We start from the raw sequence: 15838 nt of genomic DNA, 5'->3' as shown, positions 1-15838 counted from the left end.
TTGCAACCCTGCTCGCAAGACAAGAGCCGAAAGGAGACTCGTGAACAAAGTGTATCCAGACGCGGCCACCGCGTTGAAAGACATCGTCAAGGACGGTCAGACCATTGCGGTCGGCGGCTTTGGCCTGTGTGGCATCCCCGAGGCGTTGATCGCCGCCCTGCGTGATTCGGGCGTGCAGAACCTGACCGCCATTTCCAACAACGCCGGCGTCGATGGTTTCGGCCTGGGTCAGTTGCTGACCACCCGCCAGATCAAGAAGATGATCGCTTCCTACGTGGGCGAGAACAAGGAGTTCGAGCGCCAGTACCTGGCCGGCGAACTGGAACTGGAGTTCACCCCGCAAGGGACCCTGGCCGAAAAGCTGCGCGCCGGTGGCGCCGGCATCCCCGCGTTCTTCACCAAGACCGGTGTGGGCACGCTGGTGGCCGAAGGCAAGGAAGTGCGCGAGTTCGACGGCGAGCGCTACGTGATGGAACGCTCGCTGGTGGCCGACGTGTCGCTGGTGAAGGCGCACAAGGCCGACAAGGCCGGCAACCTGGTCTTCAACAAGACCGCGCGCAACTTCAACCCCAACGTCGCCATGGCCGGCAAGGTCACCGTGGTGGAAGTGGAAGAACTGGTGGAAGTTGGCCAGCTCGACCCGGACCAGATCCACACCCCCGGCATCTTCGTGCATCGCATCGTGGTCAATGCCACGCCCGAGAAGCGCATCGAACAACGCACCGTGCGCGCATAAGGAGACACACAAAATGGCATGGACCAGAGATGAAATGGCTGCGCGCGCAGCCAAGGAACTGCAGGACGGCTTCTACGTGAACCTGGGTATCGGCTTGCCGACCCTGGTAGCCAACCACGTTCCGAACGATATCGAAGTGTGGCTGCAATCCGAGAACGGCTTGCTGGGCATCGGCCCCTTCCCCACCGAAGACCAGGTCGACCCTGACCTGATCAACGCCGGCAAGCAGACCGTGACGACCATTCCCGGTTCGTCCTTCTTCAGCTCGGCGGACTCCTTCGGCATGATTCGCGGCGGCAAGATCAACATCGCCATCCTGGGGGCGATGCAGGTCTCGGCCAAGGGCGACCTGGCCAACTGGATGATCCCCGGCAAGATGGTCAAGGGCATGGGCGGCGCGATGGACCTGGTGGCCGGCGTGGGCCGCGTGGTGGTGCTGATGGAGCACGTGGCCAAGGCCAAGGATGGCAGCACCTCGAAGAAGATCCTGAACGACTGCAACCTGCCGCTGACCGGCGTGGGCGTGGTCAACCGCATCATCACCGACCTGGGCGTGATCGACGTGACCCCGGGCGGCCTGAAGCTGATCGAACTGGCTTCCGGCGTGACCAAGGAAGAAGTGATCGAGAAGACCGAAGCGCCGCTGGATGTGAGCGAGGTCTGATCGTTTGAAAGACCGGAGGCGGCAGTCACTGCCGTGTCGGATGAACGAAGGGCACCATGGAAGTGGTGCCCTTTTTGGTTTGAGCCGGGTCCGGCTTGCCTCACTCCACCCCGCTGACCCTCACCGCATTTCTCCCATCCCGCTTGGCCCGGTACAGGGCGGCATCGGCGGCATTGAGCACGTCCTCCACGCGGCGGTGGTGGCCGCGCTGCAGGGTGGCCACGCCCACGCTGATGGTGACCACGCGCAGGGGACTGGTAGCATGCACGATCAGCCGGCTATAGACCGCATCGCACAGGCGCTGGGCCATCAGGAGCGCGCCCTGTTCCTCGGTCAGCTCCAGCAGCACCACGAATTCCTCGCCGCCGTAACGGCCGGCGCAGTCAGTATTGCGCGGCAGGTTTTCGTTGATGGCCTGCGCCACTTCGCGCAGCACCTCATCACCCAGCTTGTGGCCATAGCTGTCGTTGTAGAGCTTGAAGTAGTCCACATCGATGAACAGCACCGAGAAGGTGGAATTGAGATTGCGCCGGCAGCGCTCCCAGGTGGCCTGCAAGGCGTCGTCCAGTGCGCGCCGGTTGAGCAGGCCGGTCAGGCCGTCGGTGAGGGCCAGTTCTTCCAGCCGCCGTTCGATGCTCACGCGGCGGCGCAACTCGTGGCGTACGTGCGAAAGCAGATAGGCCAGCAGCAGCGTGAAGATGAACAGCGAGAGGATCACCGCATAGAGCGTCTTGCGCCAGCTCTTGAAAATCGCCTCCTGCGAATAGCCGACAAAGACGATCAGCGGCGAGTCGGGAATGCGCCGGAAGGTATAGAGCCGCTCCACGCCATCACTGTTGGCGCGCGCGAAGAAACTGCCTTCCTCATGCTGGAGAGAACTCTTGATGCGCTGAAAATTGGCACTGCCACTGAGATCGCGGCCGATGATGTCGTCCCGGTACGGCACCCGCATGTAGGCCACACCATCATCCGAATACAGCGAGATGACGCCATCGGCACCCAGCGACAGCCCCTCGAACAGATCGCGGAAATAGGCCAGGTCCAGCGCCATCACGACGACACCGCCAAAGCTGCCATCGTCATTGAACAGCCGCTTGGACAGCACCACCACCTGCAGCTCATTGCCCAAGCTGGCCTGGATCGGCCGCGAGACATACAGGCCGACATTGTCCGCATCGCGGTGCGCGGTGAAATAGGCACGGTCGCCATAGTTGGGAGCGGGTTCGCCCGGGCGGCGGCGTGAACTGGCCAGCACCTCGCCTCTGGGGCCGATCACGGCCATCACTGCGATATGGCTGACGCTGGCGGCGCTGCCGAACAGATAGGCATAGCGCTGCGCCTCTTCCAGCCGGCGTGCGCCCAGCGGATGCTGGTAGCGGTAGGCCAGCGTATCCAGCGACAGCGACAGCACCTCCAGGTTGCGCGAAATGGCGCGCTGGGAGATCAGCGTCACGTTGCCGGCGTTGGCCACCGCCGAAAGACGAGTCTGGCGATAGCTCTGATAAAGCGTACTGGCGCACATGGCCACCACCATCAGCATGGCGATACCCAATACGACGACCAGGTATTTCTTCAACTGCTTGATTTTTGTTCCCCCACGAATCCCCAGGCGCAATTAACGCATAAAGCAAAAAGCGCTTCCATCTTGATCGCCGGCAACGTGATTGTCTTGCAACAAAAGATGAACCGCCGCGCAGCCCTGCCGGTCTGATCGCAGAATGCGTGGCCCGCTTCGTGTTCAAATGCGAGCGTCGTCAACCGAATCTGTGCCGCACCCGGAGGCTCCCTGAACATCAAGAACACCATCAAGCGCGACCTCGTCATCCTGTGGGCCTTCATCGCCCTGATCGCTCTCATTCTCGCCTTCCTGCTGCTGCAGCTGAGCCGCCAGGGCGCGTCTTCGCAGATCAGCCAGGCCACCGGCCAGGCCGCCGTCAGCTGCGCCACCATGAGCGCGGGCCTGGCCCATGCGCTCTCTTCCGGCAGCGGCGCGTCCCGCACGGCGGCCGGTGGCGATGGCCTGCCCGGCAGCTCCATCATGCAGGCGGTGATCGACTTGTCCCTGCGCGATCAGGCCGGGGTGGAGGGCGGTTTCTGGCATCCCCAGCGCGACGTCGTGGCCTATGCCTTCCCGACCTATGACGGCAGCGGAATCAAACGTGATCCGCCGGGAGCGGAAATGGAACGCATCGTCTCGACTGCGCAGCGCGCCCTCGATGGCGGCACGACCGTCACCGACGTGCGGCCCGGCTTGCGCGAGGCGGTGGTGTTCGCCGCCTGCCCGGTGCCGCTGGGCAAGGTGGCGCTGGCGGCGTGGACCCTCAAGCGCGTGCCGGTGATGAGCGCCAGCGTGCTCAACCAGTTGCTGGTGGCCAGCGCCTTGCTGCTGGCCTTCGTCATCATCAGCGGGGTGTGGCTGGGGGCCACGCTCACGCGCTGGCGCAGCCAGTCCGAACGCCTGGCCAGCCAGCTGGCCCACGCCGAACGGCTGGCCACGCTGGGCCGGGTGGCGGCCGGCATGGCCCATGAAATCCGCAATCCCATCGGGGCCATGCGCATGAAAGCCGAGAATGCCCTGGCCGCCCCCGCCCAGGTGCGCGAGACGCGCGTGACCGGCGCGCTCGAAATGGTGGTCAGCCAGACCGAGCGACTCGATACGCTGGTGGCCAGCCTGCTGGCACTGGCGCAACCGTTCCAGGTGCAGCGCCAGGCCGTCGATCTGGCCAGCTGGATCGAGGCCCGCTGCCAGGCCCATGCCGAACTGGCCGAGCGCCAGCAGGTGCGCTTGGCCCCGGCCATCGATGCCGCCAGCTTTGGCGGCAGTCTTGCCACCAGCGCACTGGACCCGGTGCAGATGGCGCGCGCGGTGGACAACCTGCTGCTCAACGCCCTGGCGCATTGCACCGCAGGCGGCCACATCGCATTGGGTGCGCGCTTGCGCGAGGACGGGCGGCTGCTGCTGTGGGTGGCCGATGATGGTCCGGGCGTGCCGGCGGAATTGCGTGATAGTCTGTTCGACCCCTTCGTCAGCCAGCGTACTGGCGGCACCGGCCTGGGCCTGGTGCTGGTGCGCGAGATCGTGCATGCGCATGGCGGCGTCATCCACCTGGCCGCGAGCGAACGCGGTGCCCGTTTTGAAATGGAGTTGCCATGGCGCGCATCCTGATCGTCGATGACGATGCTGCCTTTCGCGGCAGCCTGGCCGAGACCGTCGGCGACCTCGGCCACGAAGTCCTTGAAGCCGGCAGTACGGCTGCCGGCCTGACCCTGCTGGCCGCGCATGCGGTCGATGCCGCCATCGTCGATCTGCGCATGCCCGAGGAAGACGGCCTGGTCTTCCTGCAGCGCGCCCCGGCCATCGCCGCCATCCCCTGCATCATGCTGACCGCCTACGCCAGCGGCGACAACACCATCGAAGCCATCCGCCTGGGGGCCTTCGATCACCTGACCAAGCCGGTGCCGCGCGCGGCCCTGGTGGAAACGCTGGAGCGCGCACTGCGCCAGAGCCCGGCCGCAACCGAAGACGCCAGCGTCACGCAGAGCGCAACCGGTGACGAGCGCAATGCCCTGGTCGGCGACAGCGAAGCCATGCGCCAGGTCTTCAAGCAGATCGGGCGCGCTGCCACCAGCGACGCCACCGTGCTGATCCTGGGCGAGACCGGCACCGGCAAGGAGCTGGTGGCGCGTGCCCTGCATCGCAATGGCTTGCGTGCCGCACGTCCCTTCGTGGCCATCAATTGCGCGGCCATTCCGGCGGAGCTGATCGAGAGCGAACTGTTCGGCCACGTCAAGGGCGCGTTCAGCGGGGCCACCGCCGCGCGTCTGGGACGTTTCCAGGAGGCCCATGGCGGGACCCTGTTCCTGGATGAGATCGGCGACATGGCCCTGCCGACCCAGGCCAAGATCCTGCGTGTCCTGCAGGAACGCGAACTGACGCCGGTCGGCGGCCAGCAGGCGGTCAAGGTGGACGTGCGGGTGATCGCCGCCACGCACCGCGACCTGCCGGAGGAAATCAGCGAGGGACGTTTCCGCGAAGATCTGTGGTATCGCCTGCAGGTCTTGCCGATCAAGGTGCCGCCGCTGCGCGAGCGTCCCGGCGATATCCTCGCCATTGCCGAACACTTCCTGCGCCAGCAGGGCGGCGATGCCCCCAAGCGCATCAGTCCTGCCGCCGCGCGTCGCCTGTTGCAGCACGCCTGGCCGGGCAATGTGCGCGAGTTGCGCAATACCATGGAACGCGCGGCGGTGATGAGCCATGGTGCCTGCATCGAACCGGAAGACATCGCCCTGGCCGACCGCAGCGTCACGGAAAATGCCAGCGACGTCGCCATCGATTGGGACGGCGAGCTGGCCGTGGCCATAGCGCAGGTCGAACGCGTGATGCTGCAGCGCGCGCTGGCAGCGGCCAACGGCAATCGTGCCGAAGCCGCCCGCCGGCTGGGCATTTCGCGGCAGCAGTTGTATCGCAAGCTGGAAGAGCAGGGCGGCGCAGTCGCTTAGGTCCGGTGCAGGCGCTGCTCCAGCAGCAGGCCCGCCAGTGCGCAGGTGCCGGCGAACAGGCCGATGCCAGCCATCCATCCCTGTGCCAGAATGCCCGCGCCCGCCGCGCTGCCCAATGAAAAGCCGAGATACATGGTCGAGGTGTTGAGCGACAAGGCCACCGGTGCCTGCGCCGCTGCGCCTGAGGCGATGAGCCGTGCCATCTGCGCCGGGAAGAAGGCCCATACCGCAAAGCCCCAAACCACCACCGCTACCAGCACCGGGATCAGTGCCGCCCGGGGCGACAGCAGCGTGGCCGCACTCAAGCTCCAGAAGGCCAGCATCAGCAGCAGCAGCGACAGCCTGACCACGCGCGGCGAGCCGAAGCGATCATTGAGATGGCCGCCCACGGTCACGCCTGCGGCGGCCGCAGCGCCCCACAGGCTGACCGTCAGGCCGATGCCGCGATCAGCGAAGGACAGGGTGTGCGCCAGATACGGTGCCACATAGGGATAGGCCGCATACGCGCCGACCGACCAGAACAGCGTCACCCCGAGCAGACGCCGGATCAGCGGCTGCCCGACCACGGCCAGCCGCTCGCGCAGCCCGGCCACCCGCATCTGCCCGCCGGCATCGCGCCCGACCCCCAGCCAAATGCCGGCCACCGCCACCGCGCCCATCACGGCCACGGCCCCGAACGTGGCGCGCCAGCCAAAGGCATGTCCGACTACCGACCCCAGTGGCAGTCCCAGCGCGATGGCAATGGTCATGCCGCCGCTGACGATGGCCAGCGCCCGTCCGCGCTGTTCGGGTTTGACGATGGCCCCGGCCAGGGCACTGGCATTGGGTGTGTAGAGCCCGGCGGCCACGGCCATCAGCAGGCGCGATGCCAGCAGACCGCCAAAGCCGCTGGAGAGGGCCGCCACCAGATTGGCCGCCGTGAAGACCCCCATTGCACCCATCAGCACGCGGCGGCGGTTGATGTGCGCCGACAGGACGGTGGCGATGGGTGAACTGATCGCCAGCACCAGCGTGAAGACGATCACCAGGCTGGCCACGGTCGACACGCTCATGCCGAAATCGGCCGCCATGCGCGGCAGCAGGGGCGCGATCATGAAGCCTTCGGTGCCGATGGCGAAGGTGCCCAGGGCCAGGAAGCCCGCCGTGAGCAGCGAGCCCGACGGCGAAGGCGATGCAGAGGGAGCCGGCGCAGGCTCCAGTGGAGTGGATGTCATGCTGTCCTCGACGATGGCTACGGTGCGGTGCGCTGCATGACAGCGCACCGCAAGACGATCAGACCGGAATCGGATTGGCGATCAGCGCCGCATTGAAGCCGTTGACCAGCGCGTGTTCATTGGCACCGGGGTTGTCACGCAGCGGCTTGACGGACTCGACGATGATCTCTTCCTCATCGCCGGCCAGCTTGGCCATGGTCTCGGCGACGAAGGCCTCCAGCGGCATGGCGCGCGGGTCGCCGCTCTTCTTGACCAGATCGGTATCGACCCAGGGCGGGGCGATCTCCTGCACCCGCACCGAGGTGTCGCGCAGCATGAAGCGCTGCGACATCGCATACGAATGCAGCGCCGCCTTGCTGGCCGAATAGACGGCGGTCACCGCCAGCGGTACATAGGCCAGCACCGAGGTGTTGTGGATGATGGTGGCGCGCGGCTGGGCCTTGAGCAGGTCGATCAGGGCCGACGTCAGGCGGATCGGGCCGAGCAGGTTGGTGTCGAGGATGCTGCGGCTGACCTGGTCGTCGATGGTGCCGCCGGCGTCGTCGAAGGGCATGATGCCGGCATTGTTGATCAGCACGTTCAGCGTGGGGAAGCGCGCCTTGAGCGTGGCGGCGGCGGACTCGATGCTGGCCAGGCTGGAGACGTCGAACTCGATGGCCTGCATGCCGGGATTGGCGGCGGTCACTTCATCGAGCAGGGCCTTGCGGCGGCCGCCGATGATGACCTGGTTGCCCAGCCGGTGGAAGGCTTCGGCCAGTGCGCGGCCAATGCCGGAGGTGCCACCGGTGATGAAGAGGGTGTTGTCGGTGAGTTTCATGATTTTCCTTCACTAGGTCAGTAGAGTGAGGCCGCACACACCCGCCCGCAGGGGGCCGTGGCGGCAAGCTTCATATCAGGGCAAAAAAGGCAGGAACCGGGGGCCTTGGGGGCTGCTCAGTGGAGATCGCTACCGGCATAGCGCGGTGCCGGGGTATTGGCAGAGAGCTGGGTCGCCATCTGCTGGCGCGCGCTGTCGAAACGGGTCCAGGCCGTTTCGTCATGCAGCGAGGGGATGGTGACCAGCTCGCCGCGCTGGAAGCCGACCAGCGCCGCATCCACCATCTGCTCGGCCGACATCACGATGGCCGGGTCCAGGTGTTCCACCGGCAGGCCGCCGATGGCCCAGAAATCGGTGGCGGTGGCACCCGGCAGCACGGCCTGGACCTGCACGCCCTGGGTAGCCAGTTCATGATGCAGTGATTGCGAGAAGGCCAGCACGAAGGCCTTGCTGCCGCCATAGACGCCATTGAGCACTTCCGGCGCCACGGCCACGATGGAGGAGATGTTGATCACGGCGCCCCGGCCACGGGCCACGAAACCGGGCACGGCGGCATAGGTCAGGCGGGTCGGTGCGGTGACGTTGAGCGCGATCATGTCGGTCATGTGCTCGACCTTGCTTTGCAGCAGCGGCGTGTGGGTACCGATGCCGGCGTTGTTGACCAGCAGGGTGATGCTGGCATCGCTGCGCAGCTTTTCTTCCACCTGGGCCAGCGATGCAGCCTGGCCAAGATCGGCTTCCAGCACTTCAACGTTACGGGCGGTTTCGGTGGTGATGCGCGCGGCCAGGGTATTGAGGCGGTCGCGGTTGCGGGCCACCAGGATCAGGTCGTAGCCCAGGCGGGCCAGACGGTCGGCGTAGATGGCACCGATGCCGGATGAGGCACCGGTGACGAGGGCGGTACCACGACGGACTTGGGTGTGCGGCTGGTTCATGCTGTTCTCCTTCGGTGTGGGTTGTCGATGGAGTGCATCTTAGGCCGCTTGCGGACTTCCTGAATGACGTATATGGTAGTGTTTTGAGACATCATCACGGAGTCCGGACATGCACCACATCGGCTACCTGCTCACCGAAGGTTTCCAGGTCATGGGCCTGGCCACCCAGTCGGTCTTTGAATATGCCAACAAGGTCGTGGGCCACGACTTCTACCGCATGCACAACTATTCGGTCGCGGGTGGCGAGATCACGTCATCCCTGGGCATGCGCGTGAGCACCACCAGGGCGGCTGCCACGGCCACCATCGATACCTGGGTGGTGTGCGGGGTGGGCAATCCGCTTGAGTCGCCGGCGAGCCAGGAGGAGCGCGCCTTCCTGCAACGGGCGGCAAAGAAGGCCAGGCGCATCGCCGGCATCTGTACCGGCGGTTTCGTACTGGCCGAGTCGGGGCTGCTGGCACGCCGCCGCGCCACCACGCACTGGGCGTTTGCTGCGGCGATGCGTGCGCGCTTTCCCGACATCCAGATCGAAGACGATCGCATCTACATCGTCGATGGCCCGCTGTGGACCTCGGCCGGCATGACTGCCGGGCTGGACCTGGCGCTGGCCATGGTCGGCAAGGACCTGGGCGAGGAAGTGGCGCGCAGCGTGGCGCACAAGCTGGTAATGCACCAGCATCGCGCCGGTGGCCAGTCGCAGCATTCGGAAATGCTGGCGCTGGCCCCCAAGACGGATCGCATCCAGGATGCACTGAACTATGCGCGCCGCCATCTCAAGCGCGCGCTGACGGTGGAGGAACTGGCCGAGCAGGCCAACCTGAGTGCGCGCCAGTTCACCCGCGTGTTCACGGCCGAGACCGGGCAATCCCCGGCCAAGGCCATCGAGGGGCTGCGGCTGGAAGCGGCACGGCTGATGATCGAGCAAAGCCGCCATCCGCTGGAAGTGGTGGCGCGCGAGACCGGTTTCCGGGATCGCCGCCACATGCGCGAAGTCTTCCTGCGCGGCTTTGGCGTGGCACCGCAATCGATGCGGCGCGAAGTGCGCGCCTGATGGGCGCTTGATGCGCGCTAGTGCGCCGCGCTGGACGAGAACAGGTTGATCACCATCACGCCGGCGACGATGAGCGCGATGCCGGCCACGGCCGGCCAGTCCAGCCGTTGCTGATGGATCAGCCAGGCGGCCAGCGTGATGAGCACCAGCCCCACGCCCGACCAGATGGCATAGGCCACGCTGGTCGGCATGGTGCGCAGGGTCAGCGACAGGCAATAGAAGGACACTCCATAGCCCAGCACCACGATGATGCCCGGCAACAGCCGTGTGAATCCCTGTGAGGATTTGAGGGCGGTGGTGGCAATCACCTCGGCCACGATGGCCACCGCCAGGGTCAGGTAAGCGGACATGCTGGATTCTCCTGTGGATAAATCAATTCGACGCACTCATTGAGTTCAGTGCGCGCGGTTCAATGCACCGCCGTCTCTACGGTGGCGGGTGCGGCGTGTTGCTGTGCCGGTTCGGCCTGCATGCGGGCCAGGTGATCGCGCTGGAAGATGCCCATGCGGATCACGTCGCGGTACTGGCCGTTCATGAAGAATTCCTCCTTCAGCACACCCTCCTGCCGGAAGCCGGCCTTGGCGTAGACATGCACGGCCTTCTCGTTTTCGCGGTCGACGATGAGGTAGATCTTGTGCAGGTTCAGCACTGAAAAGCCATAGTCCAGCGCGAGCCGCGTGGCTTGCACCGCCAGCCCGCGCCCCTGGCAGGCGGGCGCGATGATGATCTGGAATTCGGCACTGCGGTGGACGGTGTTGATTTCCACCAGTTCCACCAGGCCGCTGCTGTCGCCATCGGCATCGACGATGAAGCGGCGCTCGTTCTGCTCGTGGATGTGCGCCTCGAACAGGGCCGAGAGTTCGGCGAAGGTTTCATAAGGTTCTTCGAACCAGTAGCGCATCACCGTCGCATTGTTGTTCAGGTGATGGACGAAGCGCAGGTCTTCGCGCTCCAGCGGACGCAGGCGCACGGTCCGGGTGAGGTCATGTGATTTCTGCATGGAATCTCCTTGTGGGAAAACCAGTATGATCCACCGTCAGGGCAGATCGACAAAGATAATATCTATCGATAATTCAGATGGAGTGCCACATGCAATGGAATCTCGATCAACTGCGCCAGTTCGTCGCTGCAGCCGAACAGGGCTCCATCAGCGCCGCCGCACGCCACCTGGGCCGGGCCCAATCGGCGGTCAGTACGGCCATCGCGCTGCTGGAAGTCGATCTCGGCGTCACGCTCTTTGACCGTTCGGCCCACAAGGCCGGCCTCACCGAGGTCGGCGCGGCCATGCTGCAGGAAGCGCGCGAGGTGCTGCGCCAGGCCGATGCGCTGGACGAACGGGCCCGGTCCTTTTCGCTGGGCGATCAAGCCTGCCTGACCATGGTGCTGGACGAGGCCTTGCCCTATGCCGCCCTGCGCGTGCTGCTGCGGGAATTGTCGGCGCGCGCGCCGGCGCTGGAACTGACCTTGCTCGATGGCACCCCGGCCGAAGTGGTGGCAGCCGTGCAGCAGCGCCGCGCCGACATCGGCTTTCACTTCGACCGGGGACGCGTGGCCAGCGGCTTCGACCAGCGCCACATCGGCTCGGTGGCGCAAGGCATCTTCGTCTCGCCGCGCCATCCGCTGGCCGCACGCGAACGCCTGCGCAAGACCGACCTGGCGCAATACCGGCAACTGATCCTGCAGGCCGATGGCGTCGAAGAACCGGTCTACAGCCCCAAGCTGTGGCGCTCCGACAATCACTACAGCATCGCCGAGATGGTGGCCGACAACCTGGGCTGGGCCATCCTGCCGGTCAACGTCGCCGAATATTTCGATCATGCCAAGGCACTGGTGCCGCTGCGCTGTCCGGCGCTGGCCCTGCCGCTGCTGTCGGTGCAGATGCTATGGCTGCCGGGCCGCCCGCTGGGGAGTACCGCGCAATGGATAGGCGAGCGCTTCGGCCAGTTGCTGAGCAGCCAGGGACAGGCGGTGCTGGGCGAAGACATGTGACGGCGGCGCGGAGAGTGTCCGGCAGCGGACGCCAAGGTGTCACGGGAACGGACACATGTGCCTGAGGGGAAGTTCGCAAGTCATTGATTTAAAAGGGATTCGTGGCAGGCACGGGGTTTGCAAAAGAGGGTGTACCCCTCTCACCTCAAAGGAGTTGTCATGAACCGTTCCACCTTCCTCCCCCGTTCGCTGGCCGCGCTCTCGGCCCTGGCCCTGTTGGGTTCGATGATGGCGGCGCAAGCCCAGGCCTTGCCGCCTGCTCTGCCTCCGCCGGGTGCCGCGCCGGTCGCCGGCCCGATGGCCCCGCCGGCCCCGCCCGCCACCTATGACGCCGCCATGACCGCGCAGGCTCCCATCACCGAGGGCCGCGTAAGCCGCTTCCTGATCAATCCCTATGGCGAAGTCGATGGCCTGATGGTGGGCGAGCGCACCGTGATCAAGTTCCCGCCGCACCTGTCGCAGACGCTGCAGAACGCGGTCAAGCCGGGCCAGTCGGTGCGCATCTTCGGCCAGGCTGAAGCGGCCGGCGTGATCAAGGCCGATGCCATCGTCAATCTGGCCAACGGCCAGACCGTGATCGACCGCCCGCCGGCCTTCGATGCCAACCCGCCGCTGCCGCCTCATCTGCGCGCTGCGCAACTGCGCCAGCTCTCGGTGCGCGGCAAGATCGCCATGGTCCTGACCGGCCCGCGCGGCGAAGCCAATGGCGTCATCCTGGATGACGGCAGCATCGTGCGCTTTGCCCCCGACAGTCTGCGCACGCCGCTGGAACCTGGCGCGCCGTTTGCTGCCAATGGCTTGGGGACCCGCAACAGTTTCGGTACCGCCATCGAGGCCATTGATGTCGGGGCCAGCGCGGATTCCCTGCAACCGCTGTACAGCCGCGTCCGATAAGGGGTTGCGGCAGGGCAGGCCGGCGGTCTGCCCGATTCTCCGCGTGTCATTTCATCCACCTGATAAAGAATAAGAACCATGTCGCCAAAAATCCTTCCCATTGTTTTCCTGATCATCTCCAACGTCTTCATGACCTTTGCCTGGTACGGCCACCTCAAGTTCGAGAACCGGCCGCTGTACCTGGTGATCCTGGTCAGCTGGGGCATCGCCCTGGCCGAATACTGCTTCGCGGTGCCCGCCAACCGCATCGGCCACTCGGTCTACAACGCCGCCGAACTGAAGACCATGCAGGAGGTCATCACGCTGGTGGTGTTCTCGATCTTCTCGGTGCTGTACCTGGGTGAGCAGTTCACCATCAATCACCTGGTCGGCTTCGGCTGCATCTGCCTGGGTGCCTTCTTCATCTTCAAGGGGCCCATCGGATGAACACCAAAGCGGGCTCGATCGCCTGGCTCTCCAGGCTGAATTTCTTCCTGGCCGATGTGCGCGACGGGCTCGGCCCTTTCCTCGGTGTGTTCCTGATGGGTCACGGCTGGGCCGCGGACGACATCGGCTATGTCATGACGCTGGGCGGCATTGCCGGCATGCTGGCCACCACGCCCGCCGGGGCGCTGACCGATGCGGTGCGCGCCAAGCGGCTGGTGGTCGGCATCGGCTCGGTGCTGGTGGTGGCGGGCTCGCTGTTGTTGCTGGTCTCGCCCAGCTTCACGATCACGGCGGTGTCGCAGGTCGGTACCGGCATCGTCGGCGCCATCATCGGACCGGCCATTGCCGGCCTGACGCTGGGCATCGTCGGCCAGCAGGGCCTGCCTTCGCAGCTCGGAAAGAATGAGGCCTGGAACCACGGCGGCAATGTCTTCTCGGCGGCGCTGGCCGGTGCACTCGGCTACTTCTGGGGCTTGCCGGCGGTGTTCGTGCTGATGGCGGTGATGGCGGTGGCTTCGCTGGTGTGCCTCTCGCGCATCCGTCCCGAGGACATCGACCATGATGTCGCCCGTGGCCTCGACCCCGAACGTGCCACCGACCAGCCGCAGGTGTCCACCTGGCGCGTGCTGGCCGGGTCGCGCCCGCTGATGCTGCTGGCGCTGGCGATGATGCTGTTCCATCTGGGCAATGCGGCCATGCTGCCCTTGCTGAGCCAGTCGGTGGTCTCGCGCGGCCATGCCGATCCGGCGCTCTATACGGCGCTGACCGTGATCGTGGCGCAACTGGTGATGATTCCCACGGCGCTCTTTGCGGGCCGCTTCGCCGACCGCAAGGGCTACTGGCTGCTCATTACCGTGGCACTGCTGGCGTTGCCGGTGCGCGGCCTGGTGGCCGGGGTCTGGGATTCGGCCTGGGCGCTGTTGCCGGTGCAGATGCTCGATGGCGTCGGTGCGGGGCTGCTGGGCGTGGCCCTGCCGGGCTCGGTGGCGCGCATCCTGCAGGGTAGCGGCCACATCAACATCGGCCTGGGTGCGGTCACGACCATCCAGTCCATCGGTGCAGCCATGAGCCCGGCGCTGGCCGGCGTGGTGGCCAAGCATTACGGTTATGGCGCGGCCTTTGCGGCCCTGACCGGGATCGCCTTGCTGGCACTGGTGGTGTGGGGTGTGCTGGCCGAGCGGCGCGATCATGCGCCGGGCGGCCGGCCGGTGGCGGTGGCGAAGTAATCGTCTTATTCGCCTTCCTCACGGCGCAGGTCGCGGAATTGCGCCGGTGTCCACGGCCGCAGGGCCACGATCAGCGCCGTGCCATGACGCCGTTCCAGCGGCAGCGACAGGTCCTGTTGATGCGCGCTGAGGAAGTCGGAGGACAGCCGGTTCATGGCGCGTTGCACGGCGGCATTGCTTTCCTCGGAAAGCGTGCCGCTGACCATGATCATCTTCTCGCCCGGCTTGTCGAAATGGGAGTTGAAGAAATCATTGCGCAACTGCGCGCGGAAATACTGCTGGATCGGTCCGCCCGGCAGCCACGTGAAATCCGGCGCGACGCGCACGCGAATGCGGTTGTTGGGCAGCAGGTCGAGGATGCCCAGCTTGTCCAGCCGCGTCAGCAGGCGGATGCATTCGGCCTTGCTCATGGCGAAGCTGGCGAGGATGTCTTCCAGCGTCCACTGGTGCAGGGCATGCACGGCCACCAGCAGCAGCCTGGGATCGGCCACCAGTTTCTTTTCCTGTTCTTCGGTCAGGCGCGAGGGCACCGGCTGCTCGGCCACCACCATGCGCGCCAGGTCGCTGATCTGGATGCCCAGCAGCGTGCAGACCTGATCCAGCCGCTCCAATGTGAAGCTGCGCTCGGCGAAGATGCGTTTGACGCTGGCCTCGCTCAGGCCCAGTCCCTTGGCCAGCTGCGCATAGGTGATGCCGCGCGCCTTGAGCAGATTCTTCAATGCATTGACCAGTGATTCGGCCTGGGCCATGTCCTTCCTCCTTGTGATGCGCGCGGCGCGCGATGTTTGGCCGGTATTGTATTTCGATACCAGATGCGACAGGAACTGCGCTTTCTGATGAGGTGATCCACGTTCTGCAGGGGCATTGCTACAGTGCGTCCCGCTGGCCCGCCAAGGCGGAACGGCAAGCAGAAATCACATCCCATCCCTCATCAGTCAAAGAACAAGGAGTCCATCATGAACAGCCCGCTGCTGCATCGCCTCACGCTTTCCTGCGTCTTGATCGCCGCCCTCCTGAGCGCCCCCGTACATGCCCAGTCGCGCAACAGCGATGCGTCCACCGTGTCGGTGGTGGTCTCGGTGATGCTGCCTGCCGCCTTCATTTCCGAAGGCGGACGCTACGTGGTCAAGGGCGTGGAAGCCTCCGCCGATGGTACGGTCTATGTGCTGGAAAAAGTGGGCGAGGGCATCCGTGGTTCGGTCACGGTCGGTGCCAATGTCAGCGGCGCGGCCTCGGTGGGCGTCGGTGAATCGGTCACGTTCGTGACCTCTGCGTCCGGCACGCTGCTGGTGGCCTCCGGCAAGGTGCTGGCGATCATTCCCAATGCGCTGGGCCGGGCGCTGCTCAAGAGCGAGAAACTGTCCTGACCGGCACAAGGGGAGATCG

General features: G+C 65.6%; 18 protein-coding genes. 10 read left to right on the top strand and 8 right to left on the bottom strand.

Features of this window, described 5'->3' with window-relative positions; genetic code table 11:
• The first annotated feature begins 40 nt into the window (after positions 1–40).
• Positions 41–736 carry a CoA transferase subunit A gene (locus MKD49_RS15360; RefSeq protein ID WP_013236556.1) on the top strand — a complete coding sequence of 232 codons (696 nt, stop codon included), beginning with the start codon at positions 41–43 and terminating at the stop codon, positions 734–736.
• A 13-nt stretch (positions 737–749) separates the two neighbouring features.
• Positions 750–1400 carry a 3-oxoacid CoA-transferase subunit B gene (locus MKD49_RS15355; protein ID WP_034340601.1) on the top strand — a complete coding sequence of 217 codons (651 nt, stop codon included), beginning with the start codon at positions 750–752 and terminating at the stop codon, positions 1398–1400.
• Positions 1401–1500: 100 nt separating this feature from the next.
• On the opposite strand, the gene MKD49_RS15350 is transcribed toward MKD49_RS15355, so the two are convergent.
• Both MKD49_RS15350 and MKD49_RS15345 read right to left on the bottom strand, forming a co-directional pair.
• Positions 1501–3015, bottom strand: a complete 1515-nt coding sequence (locus MKD49_RS15350; RefSeq protein ID WP_209569531.1) for a sensor domain-containing diguanylate cyclase — start codon at positions 3013–3015, stop codon at positions 1501–1503.
• 123 nt (positions 3016–3138) lie between these two features.
• Complete coding sequence (locus MKD49_RS15345) at positions 3139–3369, bottom strand: hypothetical protein (protein ID WP_252696715.1); 231 nt, start codon at positions 3367–3369, stop codon at positions 3139–3141.
• Here MKD49_RS15345 and MKD49_RS15340 point away from each other — a divergent pair.
• Together MKD49_RS15340 and MKD49_RS15335 are read left to right on the top strand one after the other, a co-directional pair.
• Positions 3349–4566 carry a PAS domain-containing sensor histidine kinase gene (locus MKD49_RS15340; protein WP_252696714.1) on the top strand — a complete coding sequence of 406 codons (1218 nt, stop codon included), beginning with the start codon at positions 3349–3351 and terminating at the stop codon, positions 4564–4566. The two genes, MKD49_RS15345 and MKD49_RS15340, sit on opposite strands and share 21 nt — an antisense overlap.
• Positions 4551–5900, top strand: a complete 1350-nt coding sequence (locus MKD49_RS15335; RefSeq protein WP_252696713.1) for a sigma-54 dependent transcriptional regulator — start codon at positions 4551–4553, stop codon at positions 5898–5900. The genes MKD49_RS15340 and MKD49_RS15335 overlap by 16 nt, the downstream gene beginning before the upstream one ends.
• Here the strand turns inward: MKD49_RS15335 and MKD49_RS15330 are convergent.
• From MKD49_RS15330 to MKD49_RS15320, 3 genes are all read right to left on the bottom strand, one after another.
• On the bottom strand, positions 5897–7114 hold the full coding sequence (locus MKD49_RS15330) for an MFS transporter (protein WP_204726789.1): 1218 nt from the start codon (positions 7112–7114) through the stop codon (positions 5897–5899). The two genes, MKD49_RS15335 and MKD49_RS15330, sit on opposite strands and share 4 nt — an antisense overlap.
• A gap of 58 nt (positions 7115–7172) precedes the next feature.
• A complete protein-coding gene (locus MKD49_RS15325) occupies positions 7173–7931 on the bottom strand; it encodes an SDR family oxidoreductase (protein WP_252696712.1) in 759 nt (252 codons plus the stop codon).
• A 116-nt stretch (positions 7932–8047) separates the two neighbouring features.
• Positions 8048–8866 (bottom strand): SDR family oxidoreductase, encoded by an 819-nt coding sequence (locus MKD49_RS15320; RefSeq protein WP_252696711.1) that lies wholly within the window; start codon positions 8864–8866, stop codon positions 8048–8050.
• A gap of 109 nt (positions 8867–8975) precedes the next feature.
• On the opposite strand from MKD49_RS15320, the gene MKD49_RS15315 reads away from it, so the two are divergent.
• A complete protein-coding gene (locus MKD49_RS15315; RefSeq protein WP_039783025.1) occupies positions 8976–9917 on the top strand; it encodes a GlxA family transcriptional regulator in 942 nt (313 codons plus the stop codon).
• A gap of 17 nt (positions 9918–9934) precedes the next feature.
• Here MKD49_RS15315 and MKD49_RS15310 read toward each other — a convergent pair whose 3' ends face one another.
• Both MKD49_RS15310 and speG read right to left on the bottom strand, forming a co-directional pair.
• Complete coding sequence (locus MKD49_RS15310) at positions 9935–10267, bottom strand: multidrug efflux SMR transporter (RefSeq protein WP_121041199.1); 333 nt, start codon at positions 10265–10267, stop codon at positions 9935–9937.
• Between the two features lie 59 nt (positions 10268–10326).
• Entirely contained in the window at positions 10327–10917 is a 591-nt protein-coding gene (gene speG, locus MKD49_RS15305; protein WP_252696710.1) for a spermidine N1-acetyltransferase, read from the bottom strand.
• An 89-nt stretch (positions 10918–11006) separates the two neighbouring features.
• Here speG and MKD49_RS15300 point away from each other — a divergent pair, with 89 nt between their 5' ends.
• From MKD49_RS15300 to MKD49_RS15285, 4 genes are all read left to right on the top strand, one after another.
• A complete protein-coding gene (locus MKD49_RS15300) occupies positions 11007–11906 on the top strand; it encodes a LysR family transcriptional regulator (RefSeq protein ID WP_252696709.1) in 900 nt (299 codons plus the stop codon).
• 159 nt (positions 11907–12065) lie between these two features.
• Positions 12066–12800 carry a hypothetical protein gene (locus tag MKD49_RS15295; protein ID WP_252696708.1) on the top strand — a complete coding sequence of 245 codons (735 nt, stop codon included), beginning with the start codon at positions 12066–12068 and terminating at the stop codon, positions 12798–12800.
• A gap of 78 nt (positions 12801–12878) precedes the next feature.
• Positions 12879–13226 (top strand): DMT family protein, encoded by a 348-nt coding sequence (locus MKD49_RS15290; RefSeq protein ID WP_034335429.1) that lies wholly within the window; start codon positions 12879–12881, stop codon positions 13224–13226.
• On the top strand, positions 13223–14452 hold the full coding sequence (locus MKD49_RS15285) for an MFS transporter (RefSeq protein ID WP_252696707.1): 1230 nt from the start codon (positions 13223–13225) through the stop codon (positions 14450–14452). Before MKD49_RS15290 ends, MKD49_RS15285 begins: the two co-directional genes overlap by 4 nt.
• 5 nt (positions 14453–14457) lie before the next feature.
• On the opposite strand, the gene MKD49_RS15280 is transcribed toward MKD49_RS15285, so the two are convergent.
• Entirely contained in the window at positions 14458–15201 is a 744-nt protein-coding gene (locus MKD49_RS15280) for a helix-turn-helix transcriptional regulator (protein ID WP_252696706.1), read from the bottom strand.
• A gap of 207 nt (positions 15202–15408) precedes the next feature.
• On the opposite strand from MKD49_RS15280, the gene MKD49_RS15275 reads away from it, so the two are divergent.
• A complete protein-coding gene (locus MKD49_RS15275; protein ID WP_134134172.1) occupies positions 15409–15819 on the top strand; it encodes a hypothetical protein in 411 nt (136 codons plus the stop codon).
• Positions 15820–15838: the final 19 nt, after the last annotated feature.

The organism is Herbaspirillum sp. WGmk3 (genome assembly GCF_023952535.1).
Lineage (GTDB): Bacteria > Pseudomonadota > Gammaproteobacteria > Burkholderiales > Burkholderiaceae_D > Herbaspirillum > Herbaspirillum huttiense.
This window is presented reverse-complemented; position numbering and strand designations above follow the sequence as displayed.

Excerpts from the sequence above, each read along its gene's own strand:
- MKD49_RS15285 (WP_252696707.1), top strand. The coding sequence starts at position 13,223 with ATGAACACCAAAGCGGGCTCGATCGCCTGGCTCTCCAGGCTGAATTTC.
- MKD49_RS15320 (WP_252696711.1), bottom strand. The coding sequence starts at position 8,866 with ATGAACCAGCCGCACACCCAAGTCCGTCGTGGTACCGCCCTCGTCACC.
- MKD49_RS15325 (WP_252696712.1), bottom strand. The coding sequence starts at position 7,931 with ATGAAACTCACCGACAACACCCTCTTCATCACCGGTGGCACCTCCGGC.
- MKD49_RS15280 (WP_252696706.1), bottom strand. The coding sequence starts at position 15,201 with ATGGCCCAGGCCGAATCACTGGTCAATGCATTGAAGAATCTGCTCAAG.
- MKD49_RS15310 (WP_121041199.1), bottom strand. The coding sequence starts at position 10,267 with ATGTCCGCTTACCTGACCCTGGCGGTGGCCATCGTGGCCGAGGTGATT.
- MKD49_RS15315 (WP_039783025.1), top strand. The coding sequence starts at position 8,976 with ATGCACCACATCGGCTACCTGCTCACCGAAGGTTTCCAGGTCATGGGC.
- MKD49_RS15295 (WP_252696708.1), top strand. The coding sequence starts at position 12,066 with ATGAACCGTTCCACCTTCCTCCCCCGTTCGCTGGCCGCGCTCTCGGCC.
- MKD49_RS15300 (WP_252696709.1), top strand. The coding sequence starts at position 11,007 with ATGCAATGGAATCTCGATCAACTGCGCCAGTTCGTCGCTGCAGCCGAA.
- speG (WP_252696710.1), bottom strand. The coding sequence starts at position 10,917 with ATGCAGAAATCACATGACCTCACCCGGACCGTGCGCCTGCGTCCGCTG.
- MKD49_RS15355 (WP_034340601.1), top strand. The coding sequence starts at position 750 with ATGGCATGGACCAGAGATGAAATGGCTGCGCGCGCAGCCAAGGAACTG.
- MKD49_RS15340 (WP_252696714.1), top strand. The coding sequence starts at position 3,349 with ATGAGCGCGGGCCTGGCCCATGCGCTCTCTTCCGGCAGCGGCGCGTCC.
- MKD49_RS15275 (WP_134134172.1), top strand. The coding sequence starts at position 15,409 with ATGAACAGCCCGCTGCTGCATCGCCTCACGCTTTCCTGCGTCTTGATC.
- MKD49_RS15335 (WP_252696713.1), top strand. The coding sequence starts at position 4,551 with ATGGCGCGCATCCTGATCGTCGATGACGATGCTGCCTTTCGCGGCAGC.
- MKD49_RS15290 (WP_034335429.1), top strand. The coding sequence starts at position 12,879 with ATGTCGCCAAAAATCCTTCCCATTGTTTTCCTGATCATCTCCAACGTC.
- MKD49_RS15345 (WP_252696715.1), bottom strand. The coding sequence starts at position 3,369 with ATGGGCCAGGCCCGCGCTCATGGTGGCGCAGCTGACGGCGGCCTGGCC.
- MKD49_RS15330 (WP_204726789.1), bottom strand. The coding sequence starts at position 7,114 with ATGACATCCACTCCACTGGAGCCTGCGCCGGCTCCCTCTGCATCGCCT.